Source organism: Brevundimonas sp. (assembly GCF_018608325.1).
Taxonomy (GTDB): domain Bacteria; phylum Pseudomonadota; class Alphaproteobacteria; order Caulobacterales; family Caulobacteraceae; genus Brevundimonas.
Genome location: NZ_JABAZW010000016.1, coordinates 1 through 17,222, shown reverse-complemented (window position 1 = coordinate 17,222; position 17,222 = coordinate 1). Strand labels below are relative to the sequence as shown.

Genomic DNA, 17,222 nt, shown 5'->3' with positions numbered 1-17,222 from the left:
GCGCTCCGGCTCGGGCTTCTCGGCCGAGCGCACCATGGCGGCGATGGCCTGCGGCGTGACGAAGTTGTCGACCGCACCAGAAACCAGCGACGGCGCGATCAGGGCCCCCAGCGCCGCCAGTCCGACATCCCCCTTGGACCGGTCGCGGATCTCCAGCCGGGCGCGGGCGTTCAGTTCGTCCTTCAGGCTGGTGCGGAAGGCCGGGAAGTCGACATAGCGCTCCAGCCCCGCCGCATCGCCCGTGCGGGCCGCGCGGATCAGGCCCTGCGCCGCCACGAACGGCGAGGCGGCCCAGACGATCAGAAAGCCCGCGACCACCGCGATCAGCAGGCCGGTGATGATCTTGCGGTTCATGGCGTCTCCTGAAGACAGCAGGGCGGAAGCCTCATGGCCTCACCCTCTTTCGCCCAAGGCTGGCGGTGAAGGGGCGGGTGCGGAGGCGGCAGGCGCAGCGGGCGAAGCGCCTTCCGGCAGGCCGATCTGGACCAGTCGCCATTCGAACGGTCCGCGCCGCTCGAACGTGAAGACCGTGCGCGACCCGCCCTTGTCGTCCACGGCGAAGCGCGCCCGGTTCACGCCCCAGAAGATCGGCTTGGGCCAGGGTTTCCTGACCTTGGCGTCCGTCGCCGCCGTGGTCTTCCACTGGCTGGCGTAGCGGCCTTCGCCGCGCATCAGGGCCGACAGGGCGGCAGGCGTCAGATAGGAATCCACGTCCGGCGGGCGGATGATGGGGTTGCGGTCCAGTTGCGCCCGGAAGGCCCCGATGGGGTCTTCCAGAAACGACGGCGCAGGCGCCATGGCCTCGGGCCGCCCGATCAACTGGGGCCGCAGTGACTGGCGCACGGCGGAGAAGTCAATCAGCCGCGTCAGCCCCTGCAGATCGCTGGCCTCTGCCGCCGAACGAATGGCGAAGAAGCCCACGGCAGGCGCGGCGAAGAAGGAGACAGCCGCCAGCGCAAGCCCCGCCAGCAGCAGATTTCCGAACAGACGCTTCACCCGATTTCCTTCATTTCACTGATCATGCACGGCTTTCACCCCAGCACAACGAAAAGCCCCGCCGGAGCGATCCGACGGGGCCTTCATTCTTAGGCTGTCCTAACGCGCTTTGCGCTGCTTGAGGACGTTTGTCGTCCTGTCGGCAAGACTGTGCGGCGTAGAGCCTTTGCGGCTTAGCCGACGTCCGGCAGAGCGGCCTTCAGGTTTTCGGCGACCTTGTCGAGGAAGCCCTCGGTGGTCAGCCAGCCCTGTTGGTCGCCGACCAGCAGCGCCAGATCCTTGGTCATCGAGCCGCTTTCGACGGTGTCGACGACGACCTTCTCCAGCGTGTCAGCGAACTGATCCAGAGCGGCGTTGCCGTCCAGCTTGGCGCGGTGCTTGAAGCCGCGCGTCCAGGCGAAGATCGAGGCGATCGAGTTGGTCGAGGTGGCCTCACCCTTCTGGTGCTGGCGGTAGTGACGGGTCACGGTGCCGTGGGCGGCTTCCGTTTCCAGCACCTTGCCATCCGGCGTCATCAGAACCGAGGTCATCAGGCCCAGCGAGCCGAAGCCCTGCGCCACGACGTCCGACTGCACGTCGCCGTCATAGTTCTTGCACGCCCAGACGAAGCCGCCCGACCACTTCATGGCGGCTGCGACCATGTCGTCGATCAGACGGTGCTCATAGGTCAGGCCGCGGGCCTTGAACTCGGCGGCGTAGTGTTCGTCGAACACTTCCTGGAACAGGTCCTTGAAGCGGCCGTCATAGGCTTTCAGGATCGTGTTCTTGGTCGACAGATAGACCGGGTAGTTGCGCTGCAGGCCATAGGCGAACGAGGCGTGGGCGAACTCACGGATCGAGGCGTCCTGGTTGTACATGGCCATGGCCACGCCAGCGCCCGGCGCCTTGTAGACTTCGTGTTCGATCACTTCGCCGTCTTCACCGACGAACTTGATCGTCAGGGTGCCGGGACCAGGCATCAGGAAGTCGGTGGCCTTGTACTGGTCGCCGAAGGCATGACGGCCGACGACGATCGGCTGGGTCCAGCCCGGAACCAGGCGCGGCACGTTGGAGCAGATGATCGGCTCACGGAAAACAACGCCGCCCAGGATGTTGCGGATGGTGCCGTTCGGCGACTTCCACATCTTCTTCAGGCCAAACTCGGCGACGCGGGCTTCATCAGGCGTGATGGTGGCGCACTTGACGCCGACGCCGTGCTTCTGGATCGCGTGGGCGGCGTCGATGGTCACCTGATCGTCGGTGGCGTCGCGGTGCTCCATGCCCAGGTCGTAGTAGTCCAGCTCCAGATCCAGGAACGGGAAGACCAGCTTGTCCTTGATCATCTGCCAGATGATGCGGGTCATTTCGTCGCCGTCGATGTCGACGATGGGGTTTTCGACCTTGATCTTGGCCATGCGCGTGTCCGCCTCTGAACGTTGGGGAAGGAATATCGTGGCGGCGGTATAGCGAGGCAGGGCCGTCACGCAAACCCCGACATGGTGTGGATGGATTGCGAAAACGTCGCTGTCCCGATGAACCGGATCGTCCGACGAGCGCTTAAACATGTCCAAGCTTGAGCATAAGGCCCTCCACCATGACCGAAGAGACCAAAATCCTGGTGGACGCCTGGATCGAACGGTTCGGCGAACCGCCCAGCATCATCGATGTGGAACTGATGAAGGACTTGCTCGCTGATGCAGATGAGGCAAACTGCACGACGCTCAATTGAAACCAGACGAAGGCTGAGGGGAATGACGGGATCGCGATACGCAATGAAATGGCTGGCGGCGGCGGGCATGGCGGCGCTTGTCGCCTCATGTGGACGCGGCGAGGCCAGCAAGGACGCTCCGACGCCAGGTCAACAGATTGATGCGCCTGCCGCCGCCGCGCCCGACGCTGGCCCCGTCACCACCCTGACCAGCCGGGTCGAAAGCAAGAACTTCCGCGACTGGAAGGTGACCTGCGACAATGGCGCGACTTGCGCCGCCATCGCCCCCTCGGTCGATGAAGCCCAGGGCTGGCTGAGCGTGGAGATGGCGCCTGAGACGGCGGCGGTTCCCAAGGTTCTGGTCGGCGTCTGGCTGGACAACACCGACAACACCAGCCGCGCGACCCCGGTCACCCTGACCATCGACGGGCGCAGCTTCCGCACCGAACCGGTGGCCGACGCCGACATTCCGACGGCGCGTGTGGTCGCTGCAGACGCCCTGAACGCCGTGCGCGCCCTGGCGTCGGGCAAGGTCGCAACCGCCAGGGCGGCAGGCGAGACTGTGCCGATCTCGCTAACGGGCGCCTCGGCCTCGCTGTTGTGGATCGATGATCGTCAGGGGCGTCTGGATACGCCCAACGCCCTGATCCGGGTCGGCCAGCGCGCCGCCTCAGTACAAGGTCCGGCCCTTCCCGTGATTACGCCCGCCCCCGCCGTCGCCCAGGGCCAATTGGGCGGCGACAATCAGGTCCTGCCCAAGTCCATCGAAATCCTGCCCGCCGTCCGCGAATGCCGAAGCGAGAACTCAGGCGGCGGCGACGTCATCTCGGCCAAGCTGGGACCGCAGCAGGAGTTGTGGGGCGTGCCGTGCGGCTCCGGCGCCTACAACTTCACCAACAACCTCTACATCACCGGACCGAACGGCCAGAATCCGGTCACGGCCCGCCTGCCCCAGGCCGACGGCACGACGACCAATGAAGTGGTCAACGGCTTCTACAATGCCGAAAAGCGCGAGTTGGTCGCCTTCGCCAAGGGGCGGGGCATCGGCGACTGCGGCATAGCCCAGACCTGGGTCTGGACGGGGCGCAGTTTTGCGCTGGCGCTGGAACAGTCGATGGACAGTTGCAACGGCTTGCCGCCGGATCAATGGCCGATCAGCTACCGCGCCAAGGTGCAGTAGGAAACACGGGTCATCAGCCCCGCCGCCTGACGCGGCGGGGCTGATTGCTGCAAGCGGATCAGGCCCTGCGGCTCATGACCTGCTCCAGCACCGCCAGCGGCAGGGAGCCGTTCTCCAGCACCGCGTCGTGGAAGGCCCGCAGGTCGAAGCCCGGCTGGCTTTCCGCCTGTTTGCGCAGGCGGGCGATTACCGTGTGGCCGACCTTGTAGGCGCAGGCCTGACCCGGCCAGACCGAGTAGCGGTTGATCTCGCTGTTCGAGGCGTCCAGCGGCTTGGCGCCCGAAGCCGCCATATATTCAACCGCCTGTTCGCGGCTCCAGCGCTCGGAGTGGATGCCGGTGTCCACCACCAGACGCACGGCCCTGAACAGATAGGACATCAGGAAGCCGACCCGGCCCAGCGGATTGTCCGCATAGACATTCAGGTCATTCGCCGCGACCGCCTCGGCATACAGGGCCCAACCCTCGTTATAGGCCGAGAAGCCCCCTGCCCGGCGCCATTGCGGCAGTTCGCCGGACTCGCGTTGCAGGGCGACCTGCAGGTGGTGGCCGGGGGAAGCCTCATGATAGGTCAGGGTCGGCAGGGCGAAGCGCGGCCAGTTCCCGCTGTCGCGCAGATTGATGTAGTAGGCGCCCGGACGCGACCCATCCAGCGGCGGCCCCTGGTAATAACCGCCCGGCGCGCCCGACTGGATCGACACCGGCACGCGGCGGATTTCCACATGCGATTTCGGCAGACGGCCGAACACCTGCGGCAGCTTCGGCTCCAGCTCCGCGACCAACTGGTTCAGCCAGGCCAGCAGTTCTTCCTTGCCCGCGTCGGTGTTGGCGAACAGCTGGGCCGGGTCCTTGTTCAGGGCCTGAATACGCTCGCCGACGGTCCCTTGAGTATAGCCCTGAGACTTAAGGATGGCGTCGATTTCGGCGCTGATCTCGGCGACCTGTTCGCGGCCAAGGGCGTGGATTTCCCGGGCGGTCAGGGTCGTGGTCGTATTGGCCTTCAGACCAGCGGCGTAGAAGGCCTCGCCATCCGGCAGACGCCAGACGCCTGCATCATGCACGGCCTGCAGGCGCAGGGCCTCGATGGCCGCCACCTGACGGGCCAGCGCAGGCTTGACCTTCTGATCGACAATGGCCGCGCCCCGCGCCTCATAGCCGGACAGGTTCAGCGCGCCGGTCTTGCGCGCCAGCGACTTGATCATGGCCATGTCGGCGGCCGAGGTGTCGCGCAGGGTGCGGATCTGCGGCAGCATACGGTCGATGATGAAGTCAGGCGGGATCACGCCCAGACCCGCGTCCTCGCGGATCTTGGCCGTCTCGCCGTCCAGCACGCCGGCAAAGGCCTCCAGACGCGACAGGAAGGCGTCGGCGCCCGCTGCGTCATCGATCCGGTGCTGATTGTCCAGAAAATCCGGCACGCTGAAATAGGAACCCGACAGCTGGGTCACGACATAGGGCGACGGGCGGCCCGGTCCTGCGCCATAGGCGAAGCGCGAGGTCTGGGCCGAGGTTTCACGGCCAAAGGAAGCAATGGCGTAGTTCAGCGCGCCCGCCTGCGACAGGCCCGACTGGTCAAAGGCGCGCAACTGCTCCCAACGGCTGACGGCCTTCTGGCGGTCCTTGAGAATGGCCTGCGGCCCCGCCTCGCTGAGCTTGCCCGACAGACCCGACCGCGCGCCCTTGTCCAGCCCCAGGCTGGTGGCGTGCTCGGGGCTTTCGTCGATATCCGCCTCGAACCAGCCGTCCAGCAGGGTGTTCAAACGCCCATCGGCGTCAGTGGTGGCGGCCTGAGCCAGAGTTGGCGCAACCGCAGCAGTGGCGGCGGCGGTCAGCAAAAGGCGGCGACGATCAATCATTCGGATACTCCCCGAACGGGCGGGTCACGCCGGACGCCTCCCCATAAACAACTTGCAGACCGGCGCGCCTGTAGACGTCAGCGCCGGGATCAGCCCTGAGCCGCGACCCAGCCGTCCACGATCCGCTCCAGCACCGACAGGGGAACCCCGCCCGCAGCCAGGGCCGTATCGTGGAAGCCCTTGATGTCGAAACGCGGTCCCAGCGCCGTCTTGGCCTTTTCGCGCAGGCGGGTCCATTCGTTGTGACCGACCTTGTAGGCGCAGGCCTGACCGGGCCAGCCGCAGTAGCGTTCCACCTCGGACGTCGCCGCCCCTTCCTGATCGCCATAGGCCTCCATCATGTAGCGGATGCCCTGTTCACGGCTCCAGCCCTTGGCGTGGATGCCGGTGTCGACCACCAGACGGGCCGAGCGGAACATCAGCGACTGCAGATAGCCGATCTGCCCCAGCGGATCATGCTCATAGGCGCCCAGTTCATCGGCCAGTTGCTCGGCGTACAGACCCCAGCCCTCGACATAGCTGGAGAAGCCCAGAAGGTTCATCAGCATGGGCGCCGAGGGGCTTTCCTGCTGCAGGCTGATCTGCAGATGGTGGCCCGGCGAGGCCTCGTGATAGGTCAGGGTCGGCAGGCTCCACGACGGCCATTCCGACGTGTCCTTCAGATTGATCCAGTAGATGCCGGGTCGCGACCCATCCAGACTGGCCGAGTTGTAATAGCCCATCGGGGCGCCGGCCTCGATCTCGGGCGGGACGCGCTTGATCTCGACCGGGGCCTTGGGCAGGCGGCCGAATGCGCGCGGCAGGCGGCCCTGCATGTCGGCCATCTGGGCGTTCAGCTTGGCGATCAGCTCGGCCTTGCCTGCATCCGTGTTGGGATAGACGTATTTCGGATCGTCCCCCAATGCCTTGATCCGCTCGGCGACCGAGCCTTGCGTCAGGCCCTGCGCCTTCAGCAGAACATCAGCGCGGGCGCTCAGGTCGGCCATCTGCTCGCGCCCCGTGCGGTGGATCTCATCCGCGGTCAGACGGGTCGTGGTGATGTAGTGCAGGCTGTTGGCGTAATACTGCTCGCCCTGCGGCAGGCGGCGCACGGACGCCTCGTGCGTGGCGCCAGGCAGGGCCGCCTTCAGCACCGCATTCTGCGCGGCCAGAGCCGGATAGACCTGTTCGGTCAGCAGCCGCTCGACCTCTGCGCCCCAGTTTCCGCTCAGACCCTTGTCCTGGGTGCGGTCGATGACCGACCGGGTGATCGGCGAAGCGGAGGCGGCGGTGGCCAGCATCCCTTCCTGCTGACGCACGGCCTTGGCCAGAATGAAGTCGGGCGGCACGACGCCCAGAGCGTATTCTTCCTTCAGCCGGTCCGTTTCGGCGCGGAACACATCGGCCAGCACCCGCACCCGCGCCACGTATGCGTCGGCGTCAGCGGCGTTCTCGATCGTGTGCTGGCTGCCCAGAAAGTCGGGCGCCGACTGGTATGTGCCGCCCTGCTGGCTGACGCGGTACGGGTTGGGCCAGCCGCCTTGACCATAGGGGATGTCGAAGGTGGCGATGACGGCGTCGAGATTGGCGGTCAGGCTGTCGTAATAGAGACCGTCCTGAGCCTCCATTGCGGAGCGGTTCATGCCCGCCAGTTGTGCGCGCTGGGCACGGAAGAAGGCGCGCTGACCTTCTTCTTCTGTGCGGGTCGGAATGGTCAGTTTCGACTTGGCGACGGCGCGCGCACCCTTGTCCAGACCGAAGGCGGTCACCGTTTCGGGACTAAGATCCAGCGTCTCTTCGAACGCCTTGTCCATAAAGGCCCGCAGGGTCTCGCCTGCGGCGTTCGTTCCGGGCGCCATGCCTTGAGCGAAGGCGGCATTGCCAAGGGCGGCCAGGCCGGCGCCTGCGGCGGCGGATTGAAGAAGGCGACGACGATCCAACATGAATATTCCCCCTTATATGTATGGACAATGAAACCGGCTGCCGCCCTGCGGCAAGCGAAAACGCCGTCCCCCCCTCATCCGGGCGTCTCACCCCCTTCGCAGTGGGGCGCCTGCGACGACGCAGACAAGAAAAACAGCGCTCGGCCTCTGGATTTCCCCCGCGTCAACGGAACAAATGAGACGTCCCCAAAGGATTGTGTCCAGCGCAGTTGCCGAAGGGGGCGCGTTCGTCCATCACCGGGCGTCTCGCCACCACAGAGACCGGAGCATCGAAGAGCATGGGATTGGTCGCGAATATTCGTCGGGATGTGCGGTTCGCGCGTGGCTTGTTCCGCCTTCTGAAACGCATCAAGCCGATCGAACTGGATAGCGACGTCCTGCTCTGCGACGATATCGAAGAGGCTGTCGACAAGTTCGCCGACAATATCGCCGTCGAGGACGAACGCCGCAGCCTGACCTATCGCGAGCTCGACAACATGGCCAACCGGTTCGGCCACTGGGCCAAAAGCCGGGGCCTGCGCCGCAGCGACACCATCGCCCTGATGATGACCAACCGGGTCGAATATCTGGCGGCCTGGATCGGCTTCTCCAAGGTCGGCATCTCCACCGCCCTGATCAACACCAACCTGACGGGCGAGGGCCTGGCCCACTGTCTGGCCATTTCCGGCGCCTTCCAGGTGGTCGCCGACGAGGACTGCTGGCGTCAGATCGAGGACGCGCGCGCCCTGGTGCCGCACAACCTCATGCTGTGGGTCATGGGCCTGACCGAGGCCGACGAAACCAGCGAGCGTCGCGGTCTGGACAAGCCGGTGCGCGGCGGTTCGTCGGTGCGGCCGACCCGCTCGGCGCGCGAGGGGCTGACCAACCGCGACACCGCCCTGTTCATCTACACCTCCGGCACCACCGGCCTGCCCAAGGCGGCGCGCATCCCGCATTCGCGCGCCCGCACCTATATGCGCGCCTTTGCCGGCGCCACACGCTCCACGCCGACCGACCGGGTGTACGACTGCCTGCCGCTGTATCATTCGACCGGCGGTCTGGTCGGCGTCGGCGCGGCCCTGCTGAATGGCGGACGGCTGATCATCCGCAAGAAGTTTTCGGCCACCAACTTCTGGCCCGACGTGAAGGCGTCCGGCGCGACCATGTTCGTCTATATCGGTGAACTGTGCCGCTATCTGACCGCCGCGCCGCACAATGAAGACGAGACCAAGCACAAGCTGAGGCTGGCTTTCGGCAACGGCCTGCGCTCCGACGTCTGGCCCGAGTTCCAGAGCCGCTTCAAGATTCCCGATATCCTGGAGTTCTACGGCTCGACCGAAGGCAATGTCTCCCTGTTCAACTTCGACGGCAAACAGGGCGCCATCGGCCGGGTGCCCAGCTATCTGAAGAAGCAGATCAATATTCGCCTGGTCCAGTTCGACGTCGACACCGAGCAGCCCATTCGCGGCTCTGACGGCCTGTGCCGTCTGGTGCGTGTCGGCGACGTCGGGGAGGCCATCGGCGAGATCGCCAACGACATTCGCCACGACTTCTCGGGCTATGCCGACAAGGCGGCCTCGCAGAAGAAAATCCTGACCGACGTGTTCAAGAAGGGCGACCGCTGGTTCCGCACGGGCGACCTGATGAAGCAGGACAACGAAGGCTATTTCTACTTCGTGGACCGGATGGGCGACACCTTCCGCTGGAAGGGTGAAAACGTCTCGACCTCAGAGGTTGAACAGGTGTTGATGACCGCGCCGGGCGTGGAGACGGCCATCGTCTATGGCGTGCCGGTTCCCGGTCAGGACGGCAAGGCCGGGATGGCGGCCCTGGTGGTGGACGGAAAGTTCGACGCCAAGACCTTCTCCGACCATGTGGAGAGCAGGCTGCCCGCCTATGCCCAACCCGTCTTCGTGCGCCTGATGAAGGCGGTCGAGACGACCGGCACCTTCAAGTTCAGAAAGGCCGACCTGGTCGCTGACGGCTTCGACCCCGAAAAGGCGGGCGCGGCCACCCTGTACGTGCGCGGGGGCAAGTCCGGCTATCAGAAGCTGACGGCGGCGGCGCGTGAGGCGATCCTTAGCGGCGAAGGCCGCATCTGACCGCCCCGATGATATGAGAGACGGCGTTCGCGAAACGCCGTCTTAATCATTAATCGCCATGCTTCACGCCTCTCGCGTGAGGATCGCCCACACCCATGTTTCAGATCATCGGCATCGTCATGCTGTTCGGCATGGTGTTCGGCAGCTACATCCTGGCGGGCGGCAAGTTCGGCGTCATCGCCCATGCCCTGCCGCATGAGTTCATGGCCATCGGCGGCGCGGGCGTCGCCGCCTTTCTGATCTCCAATAGCCTGCCGGTGATCAAGGCGTCCCTATCGGGCCTGGGCAAGACCTTCTCCGGCCCCAAGTGGAAGAAGCAGGACTACAAGGACCTGCTGAGCCTGCTGTTCCAATTGACCAAGACCATGAAGTCCAAGGGCGTTGTGGCGCTGGAAAGCCATATCGAAAAACCCAAGGAATCCCCGATCTTCCAGAAGTATCCCAAGGTGCTGAAGGACCATTTCGCCGTCGACTTCATCTGCGACACCCTGCGGATGATGACCATGAACCTGGAAGACCCCCACCAGGTCGAGGATGCGATGGAGAAACAGCTCGAGAAACATCACCACGAGCATCTGGAGCCTGCCCACGCCTTGCAGAACCTGGCCGACGCCCTGCCCGCCCTGGGCATCGTCGCCGCCGTTCTAGGCATCGTGAAAACCATGGGTTCGATCACCGAACCGCCGGAAATCCTGGGCGGCATGATCGGCGGCGCCCTGGTCGGCACCTTCCTCGGCGTCTTCCTGGCCTATGGGCTGGTCGGCCCGTTCGCGGCGCGATTGAAGGCCATCGTCGATGAAGAAGCGGCCTATTACAAAATCATCCAGTCCGTCCTGGTCGCCCACCTGCATGGCAATGCGGCCCAGATCTCGGTCGAGATCGGTCGCGGCGACATCCCCTCGAACGCCCAGCCTTCCTTCGTCGAGATGGAAGAGACGCTGAACAACATCACCAACGACTGAGCGGACAGACCGTCTTTTCATGCGGCTTCACGCCGCCGGGATTGCGGCTTGCGCCGTCGATCACGGCGGCCTTATCGTTTGGACAGCGGCCCCCGCCCTCGCGAAATACATACGGAGGACTTCCCATGCGAATCACCGCCCTCATCACTGTTTCCGCCGCTGTTCTGGCCCTCGCCGCCTGTGGGAAGGGCGCGGAGGAACACGCTGCCGCCGCAAAGCCCGCCAATGACGCGGTCGAGGCCGCAGGCGTCGCCGAAGACACGGTTCTGACCACGGAACAGTCCGCACAGGCCGCCGCGCTCGCCGCCGATCAGGCGGCGCAAGACGCCCACAGCGTCGACACCGCCGCCCCGCCTGCGCCCGTCGCTGCAGCCCCAGCCGCTGCGCCCGCCCCGGCGGCGGCGCACTAAGCCCGGCGATCACGACCAAAGCCCAAGGGCCGTTCCGCAAAGGGGCGGCCCTTTTCTCTGGCCCGTGCTAGAGGCCGCCCATGACGACCGAAGACGCCTCGCCGCTACTGACCTGGACCGATGAGGGCGAGCCGCGCTCGGGCCGGTTCGGGGATGTCTATTTCTCGCGTGACGATGGTCTGGCCGAAACCCGCGCCGTCTTCCTGAACGGCTGCGGCCTGCCGGACGCCTGGGGCGGACGACATCGGTTCACCGTGGCCGAGCTGGGTTTCGGCACCGGGCTGAACATCGCCGCCCTTCTGACCCTGTGGCAGGCGCACCGGCCCGAAGGCGGACGGCTGCATGTCTTCTCCATCGAAGGCTTTCCCCTGACGGCTGACGAAGCCCGTCGCGCCCTGTCCAACTGGCCCGAACTGGCCGAGGCGGCTGAAGCTCTGACGAACGCATGGCCTTCGGGCACGCCCGGCTTCCACCGACTTGAGCTGCCCGGTTTCAACGCCGTTCTGGACCTGGCTGTCGGCGACGCCGAATGGGCGCTGAAGGAATGGTCGGGTCAGGCCGACGCCTGGTTTCTGGACGGCTTCTCCCCCGCCCTGAACCCCGGCATGTGGTCGCCTGAGGTGATGGACCAGATCGCCGCCCATTCCACGGCTGGCGCCCGCGTGGCCACCTTCACCGTCGCCGGAGCCGTGCGACGCGGTCTGGCCGAGCGCGGCTTCATCGTCGAGAAGATGCCTGGTCATGGCCGCAAGCGCGAACGGCTGGAAGCCCGCCTGCCGACGCCCCTCGCCCCAGAGATCACGCCCACCGTCGCCGTGATCGGCGCAGGCATAGCGGGCGCCTCGGTCGTGCGCGCCCTGACCGCAGCGGGCATCGCCCCGGTCGTGTTCGAAGCCGACAGTCCCGGTGCGGGCGGATCAGGCTTTCCGTCCGGCCTAGTGACACCCCGCCTCGACGCCGGGGACACAGGCATCGCCGCCCTCTACGCCCAGGCGCTGGAGCGGGCGCGTGACCTCTATCGCGGCACGCCGGGCGCCGTACTAGCCGAAGGCGTGCTGCAACTGCCTCAAGCGGATCGCGACGCCGCCCGCTACGCCAAGATCGCCGCACAACCGATCTGGCCGACCGGCGCCATGACGGTGATCTCGCCTGACGAAGCCGCAGACCGCATCGGGGCGCCGACCTCAACCGGCGGCTTGTTGATGAGCGGGGCCTGCGCGGTGAAGCCCGCCGCCATCCTGTCCGATTGGCTGTCCGGCGTCCGGATCATCAAGGCGGCTGTCACTCGGATCGAACCGAGCGAGGCGGGCTGGCGGCTGTTCAGCGACGACGACCTGCTGGCCGAAGTCGAAGCTGTCGTCCTGACCGCAGGCTGGGGATCAGCGCACCTGCTGGAAGGCAGGGATGACACGCCCCGTCTGTCGCCCGTTCGTGGTCAGGCCAACTGGATCAGCGGCCCGGCCTTCTCCCCTATCGCTTGGGGCGGTTACGCCGCCCCGACTGAGGATGGCCTGCTGTTCGGCGCCACCCACGACCGGGGCGACACCTCGACCGGGGTGCGCGACGCAGACACTTTGCGGAACCTGACCACCCTGAAGCAGCGCCTGCCGCAGTTGGCCGCCTCGGTGCAGGCGGACGTACTCCAGGCCCGCGCCGCCATCCGCGCCACGACCGCCGACCGCCTGCCGATCGCAGGGGCGTTGACACCCGGCCTGTTCATCCTCGGCGGCCTCGGCTCGCGCGGCCTCTCCGCCGCGCCGCTGCTGGGCGAACACATCGCTGCGACGATCACAGGCGCGCCGTCGCCACTGCCGCAATCGCTCGCGACACGTATTAATCCGCTACGCGTCACCGTCGCCTCGATGTGATTTGCAGAACGCCGGAATGTAGAGAAACTTGTGACAGGGGCTATTTTGAAGGGAGTGACGCTTATGCGCCTGCTGTTCATGGCCGCCGTCCTGTCATCGGCCGCCGCCATCACCGCCTGTGCGCCGATCAGCGGCCCCGGCTCCAAGCCTCCCGGCCAGCAGGCAGACGCCCGCACCTGTTTCCGCACCATGAATATCCGCAACTTCAGCGCAGATGGAGATCAAACCCTCTATGTCCGCACAACGGCCAATGAAGTGGTTCAGATCGACACCTTCGGTGGATGCCGGGGGCTAGGCACAGCCATCGCCATCGAACTCCGCCCGCAGGACGGCTTCTCGCAACTGTGTACTGGCGACTTCTCGGCGTTGAGAGTTGTCCAGCCTGCACGAGACGTCTGCCGTGTTCAGGTGGTCAAGAAGCTGAGCGATGCGGAAGTCGCCGCCTTGCCGAGCCGCGCTCGCCCCTAGAGTGACTACTCACAAACGATTGCGCTTTCCCTCGGACGGGTATGAAATACCCTTGTTCCGAGGGAGGACATCATGAGCGGAATCGCCAAATATTTTATCGTCGGGGCCGCAGCCCTAGCCATCTCAACACCCGCTGCAGCAGAAAGCTGGGCGCGGTTTTCAGCCAATGACCAGACCATCTATGTTGTTGATCTTGATACGCTAGAGCCTGTTGATGGCATCGTCAGCGCCCACATGGGCCGCATTCCCGCCAAGGGCGAGGCGTCAGACCTCAGCCACGAGACAGAGGTTGTCTTGATGCGGTGCGCGGATGGTCAGTCCAAGTCCGGCGAAAATGTCAGCTATGGCCCCGACGGCGCCGAAACTGATCGCTACACAGATGAAGGCGCCTGGAGTTCCTCTGGCGGCGTCTATGAATCGATCAAACGGTTCGCCTGTGAAGGCGTAAGACCCGCCAACGACCCATTCCCCACCATTGCCGCCTTTATCGCCGCAGGACGCGGCCAGTAGGCCGCGCCTTCACAGCAACACCAAGAGCCGCCGTCAGACGTCGACGGCGGCGTCCAGGGCGTTTTCCTGGATGAATTCGCGGCGTGGTTCGACCACGTCACCCATAAGCTTGGCGAACAGGTCGTTGGCGTCTTCCTCGTGCTCGACTGACACCTGCAGCAGGGTGCGGGCGTTGACGTCCAGCGTCGTCTCCCACAGTTGCTCAGGGTTCATCTCGCCCAGGCCCTTGTAGCGCTGGATGGCCAGGCCCTTCTTGCCGGCGTCCAGCACCGCGTTCAGCAGGTCCAGAGGCCCGCGGATGGTCGTGGACTTGTCCTTGCGGCGATAGGTGGCCGGAGATGCGAAAACGCCGTCGAAGGCCGCCGCCCGTTCAGCCAGACGGCGCGCGTCCAGTGAGCGGATCAGGGTTTCTTCCAGTACGATTGTCTCCTGCACCGCACGACGGGTGCGGGTGAAGACCACAGCGCCCTGCGCGCCCGGTTCGCCGGTCCATTCGCCATCGCCCTCTTCGGCGTAGAGATTCAGGCGGGCGGCGGCGGCGGAAGCGGCGGCCGCCAGATCGACATTGTCAGAAAACAGACCGGCCAATGCAGACTGTTCGATGGCGAAGGCCGGGGCGCGCTGGCTGAGACGATCAACGCCCGCCTTGAAGGTCTTGCCCTCACGCACCAGCGCCTGCAGGTCCAGACCCAGACGGCGCTCGCCGGTCGAAAGATCCAGCTCCGCCTCGGACGACCCCTCCTCGATAAGGTAGGAATCCATCTCCGCCTGATCTTTCAGGTATCGCGACTGCTTGCCCTTGGAGACCTTATAGAGCGGCGGCTGGGCGATATAGACGTGGCCGCGTTCGATCAGCTCCGGCATCTGACGATAGAAGAAGGTCAGCAGCAGGGTGCGGATGTGGGCGCCGTCGACGTCGGCGTCGGCCATCAGAATGATCTTGTGATAGCGCAGCTTGTCGGCGTTGAAGTCGTCACGACCAATGCCGGTGCCCAGCGCCAGGATCAGGGTGCCGATCAGTTCCGATGACAGCATTCGGTCAAAGCGCGCGCGCTCGACGTTCAGGATCTTGCCGCGCAGGGGCAGGACCGCCTGGTTTTCACGGTTGCGCGCCTGTTTGGCCGAACCACCAGCGGAATCGCCCTCGACGATGAACAGTTCAGACTTGGCCGGATCGCGTTCCTGACAGTCAGCCAGCTTGCCGGGCAGGCTGGAGATTTCCAGCGCCGACTTGCGTCGCGTCAGGTCACGCGCCTTGCGGGCGGCTTCACGGGCCGATGCCGCTTCGATGATCTTGGAGACGATCATCTTGGCTTCGACGGGGTGTTCCTCGAACCAGGTGGACAGGCCTTCCGAGCACAGGTTCTCGACCGCCGGACGCACTTCCGACGAGACCAGCTTGTCCTTGGTCTGAGAGCTGAACTTGGGGTCCGGCACCTTGACGGACAGGACGCAGGTCAGGCCTTCGCGGGCGTCTTCGCCAGTCGGGGCGACCTTCTCCTTCTTGGCCAGGCCGGAGCTTTCGATATAGCTGCCCATGACCCGCGTCAGGCTGGCGCGGAAGGCCGACAGGTGGGTGCCTCCATCCCGTTGGGGGATGTTGTTGGTGAAGCACAGCATGGTCTCGTGGTAGCTGTCGTTCCACCATAGGGCCAGATCCAGTTCGATCCCATCCTTGCGCCCACGAATGACGATGACGTCCTTCAGGATCGGCGTCTTGGACTTGTCGAGGTGACGCACGAAGGCTTCGACGCCACCCTCATAGTGCAGCATCATTTCGATGGGTTCGGCGTGCCGCTGGTCCGCCAGACGGATGACCACGCCCGAGTTCAGGAAGGCCAGTTCCCGCAGACGGTGCTCCAGCGTCTTCAGGTCGAAGTCGATGTGGCTGAAGGTCGTCAGGGAGGGGAAGAAGGTGACCTCGGTGCCGCTCAGCGGTTGACCCGCCTTGGCGCCATCAGTGCGGATCGGGGCGACGCCGGTGACTTCCAGCGACTTGGCCGTGTCGCCGCGTTCGAAGCGCATTTCATGCTGCTTGCCGTCACGGAAAATCTTCAGCTGCAGCCAGTCCGACAGGGCGTTCACGACCGAGACGCCCACGCCGTGCAGACCGCCGGAAACCTTGTAGGAGTTCTGGTCGAACTTACCGCCCGCATGCAGCTGGGTCATGATGACCTCGGCCGCCGACACGCCTTCCTCGGCGTGGATGTCGGTGGGGATGCCGCGTCCGTTATCGGTCACGGTCACCGATCCGTCCGCATTCAGAATGACCTGAACCAGATCAGCGTGACCGGCCAGGGCCTCGTCGATGGCGTTATCGACCACCTCATAGACCATGTGGTGCAGGCCGGACCCGTCGTCGGTGTCGCCGATATACATGCCGGGGCGTTTCCGCACAGCGTCCAGGCCTTTGAGAACCTTGATGGAATCGGCGCCGTATTCGGGCTGGTCGGCAATCGGATCGGTCATGAAGTCAGTCAATGTGACGCCCGGGGAACGGGCTTCGAGACAGGGGGTGGACGCCGCGAATCTGAGCCGCGTCCGAAGCCGCCAATATATAGGAAATTTGGCGGCAATTGCGAGGGGAACGGCCGTTTTGCGCGGGGTTCGCGGCGGCGGCGGCTTAGCCTCGAAATCAGTCGCTTTCCAGCGCCCCGCCCGCGACGCGGACGAACTGGGCGCGGCCCTCCAGACCGGCGAACAGATCGCGCTCGGTGCCCGTCATGAAGGCCTGAAGATCAAGGGCCACAATCTCGTCGAACAGGGCCGCGCGGCGGCGTTCATCCAGGTGGGCGGGGGCTTCGTCCAGCAGCAAAATAGGCCGCGCCGTGCCCGCCACGGCGGGGTCCGCAAGGCGGGTGATCTGGGCCAGGATCAGGTTCAGAACCAGGGCCTTCTGCTCGCCCGACGACCCCTCTGCTGCGGGGCGGTTCTTCTCGCGGTGAAGGGCGGTCAGATCGGTGCGATGCGGCCCGAACAGGGAGCGTCCGGCGGCCCCGTCACGCGTGCGCGCCTTGGCCAGTCCTTCACGGATCGAGGCGGCGATTTCGTCTTCCTCAGACCCCGCCTCCGCCATCTGTTCGGCAGCCCCGTCCAGCCCCAGGTCGGCCTGGGGAAAGGGCCGGTCGCCTCGGGCGTCGATGGCGGCCTGCAGCGCGTGCAGGGCTGCGACGCGGGCGATTGCGGCCCGTGCCCCGGCCTCGCCCAGTCGGGCCTTGGCGGTCGCGATCAAGGCATGCTCGTCACCGACAAAGTTGTCTCGTGCGCGTTTTGCCTTTTGAGC

The 17,222-nt window shown here is 65.4% G+C and carries 14 protein-coding genes and 1 pseudogene; 8 read left to right on the top strand and 7 right to left on the bottom strand.

All coding sequences use genetic code 11. The annotated features are described in order from the left end of the window. From QZ281_RS02120 to QZ281_RS02110, 3 genes are all read right to left on the bottom strand, one after another. Nucleotides 1-354 (bottom strand): DUF2939 domain-containing protein (locus tag QZ281_RS02120; RefSeq protein ID WP_292224165.1); only part of this gene is annotated, 354 nt, incomplete at its 3' end. 39 nt (nt 355-393) lie between these two features. Continuing rightward, nucleotides 394-996 (bottom strand): DUF2939 domain-containing protein, encoded by a 603-nt coding sequence (locus tag QZ281_RS02115; RefSeq protein ID WP_292224163.1) that lies wholly within the window; start codon nt 994-996, stop codon nt 394-396. A 173-nt stretch (nt 997-1,169) separates the two neighbouring features. Next, nucleotides 1,170-2,390 (bottom strand): NADP-dependent isocitrate dehydrogenase, encoded by a 1,221-nt coding sequence (locus tag QZ281_RS02110; protein ID WP_292224162.1) that lies wholly within the window; start codon nt 2,388-2,390, stop codon nt 1,170-1,172. A 179-nt stretch (nt 2,391-2,569) separates the two neighbouring features. Between QZ281_RS02110 and QZ281_RS02105 the strand changes: the two genes are divergently transcribed. Both QZ281_RS02105 and QZ281_RS02100 read left to right on the top strand, forming a co-directional pair. After that, nucleotides 2,570-2,704 carry a hypothetical protein gene (locus QZ281_RS02105; RefSeq protein WP_257903729.1) on the top strand — a complete coding sequence of 45 codons (135 nt, stop codon included), beginning with the start codon at nt 2,570-2,572 and terminating at the stop codon, nt 2,702-2,704. A gap of 22 nt (nt 2,705-2,726) precedes the next feature. Beyond that, nucleotides 2,727-3,863, top strand: coding sequence for a DUF1176 domain-containing protein (locus tag QZ281_RS02100; RefSeq protein WP_292224159.1), 1,137 nt, complete (start codon nt 2,727-2,729; stop codon nt 3,861-3,863). Nucleotides 3,864-3,921: 58 nt separating this feature from the next. On the opposite strand, the gene QZ281_RS02095 is transcribed toward QZ281_RS02100, so the two are convergent. Together QZ281_RS02095 and QZ281_RS02090 are read right to left on the bottom strand one after the other, a co-directional pair. Next, the gene (locus tag QZ281_RS02095) at nt 3,922-5,718 is read right to left on the bottom strand and encodes a DUF885 family protein (protein ID WP_292224157.1); all 1,797 of its coding nucleotides are present in this window, start codon (nt 5,716-5,718) and stop codon (nt 3,922-3,924) included. 89 nt (nt 5,719-5,807) lie between these two features. Next, nucleotides 5,808-7,640, bottom strand: coding sequence for a DUF885 family protein (locus tag QZ281_RS02090; protein ID WP_292224155.1), 1,833 nt, complete (start codon nt 7,638-7,640; stop codon nt 5,808-5,810). A 278-nt stretch (nt 7,641-7,918) separates the two neighbouring features. Between QZ281_RS02090 and QZ281_RS02085 the strand changes: the two genes are divergently transcribed. The 6 genes from QZ281_RS02085 to QZ281_RS02060 all read left to right on the top strand — a co-directional run bounded on the left by QZ281_RS02085 (nt 7,919) and on the right by QZ281_RS02060 (nt 13,939). Further along, nucleotides 7,919-9,721, top strand: coding sequence for a long-chain-acyl-CoA synthetase (locus tag QZ281_RS02085; protein WP_292224153.1), 1,803 nt, complete (start codon nt 7,919-7,921; stop codon nt 9,719-9,721). 95 nt (nt 9,722-9,816) lie between these two features. Further along, the gene (gene motA / locus QZ281_RS02080) at nt 9,817-10,683 is read left to right on the top strand and encodes a flagellar motor stator protein MotA (RefSeq protein ID WP_292224151.1); all 867 of its coding nucleotides are present in this window, start codon (nt 9,817-9,819) and stop codon (nt 10,681-10,683) included. A 125-nt stretch (nt 10,684-10,808) separates the two neighbouring features. After that, nucleotides 10,809-11,093 carry a hypothetical protein gene (locus QZ281_RS02075; protein ID WP_292224149.1) on the top strand — a complete coding sequence of 95 codons (285 nt, stop codon included), beginning with the start codon at nt 10,809-10,811 and terminating at the stop codon, nt 11,091-11,093. 80 nt (nt 11,094-11,173) lie between these two features. Beyond that, complete coding sequence (mnmC, locus tag QZ281_RS02070; protein WP_292224147.1) at nt 11,174-12,961, top strand: FAD-dependent 5-carboxymethylaminomethyl-2-thiouridine(34) oxidoreductase MnmC; 1,788 nt, start codon at nt 11,174-11,176, stop codon at nt 12,959-12,961. A gap of 63 nt (nt 12,962-13,024) precedes the next feature. Continuing rightward, nucleotides 13,025-13,429 (top strand): DUF6491 family protein, encoded by a 405-nt coding sequence (locus QZ281_RS02065; protein ID WP_292224145.1) that lies wholly within the window; start codon nt 13,025-13,027, stop codon nt 13,427-13,429. 72 nt (nt 13,430-13,501) lie between these two features. Next, complete coding sequence (locus QZ281_RS02060) at nt 13,502-13,939, top strand: hypothetical protein (RefSeq protein ID WP_292224143.1); 438 nt, start codon at nt 13,502-13,504, stop codon at nt 13,937-13,939. Between the two features lie 33 nt (nt 13,940-13,972). Here the strand turns inward: QZ281_RS02060 and gyrB are convergent, their stop codons facing one another. Both gyrB and QZ281_RS02050 read right to left on the bottom strand, forming a co-directional pair. After that, nucleotides 13,973-16,408 carry a DNA topoisomerase (ATP-hydrolyzing) subunit B gene (gene gyrB, locus QZ281_RS02055; RefSeq protein ID WP_292224140.1) on the bottom strand — a complete coding sequence of 812 codons (2,436 nt, stop codon included), beginning with the start codon at nt 16,406-16,408 and terminating at the stop codon, nt 13,973-13,975. Nucleotides 16,409-16,574: 166 nt separating this feature from the next. Beyond that, nucleotides 16,575-17,222: pseudogene (locus tag QZ281_RS02050) on the bottom strand (DNA replication and repair protein RecF); the annotation flags it as partial.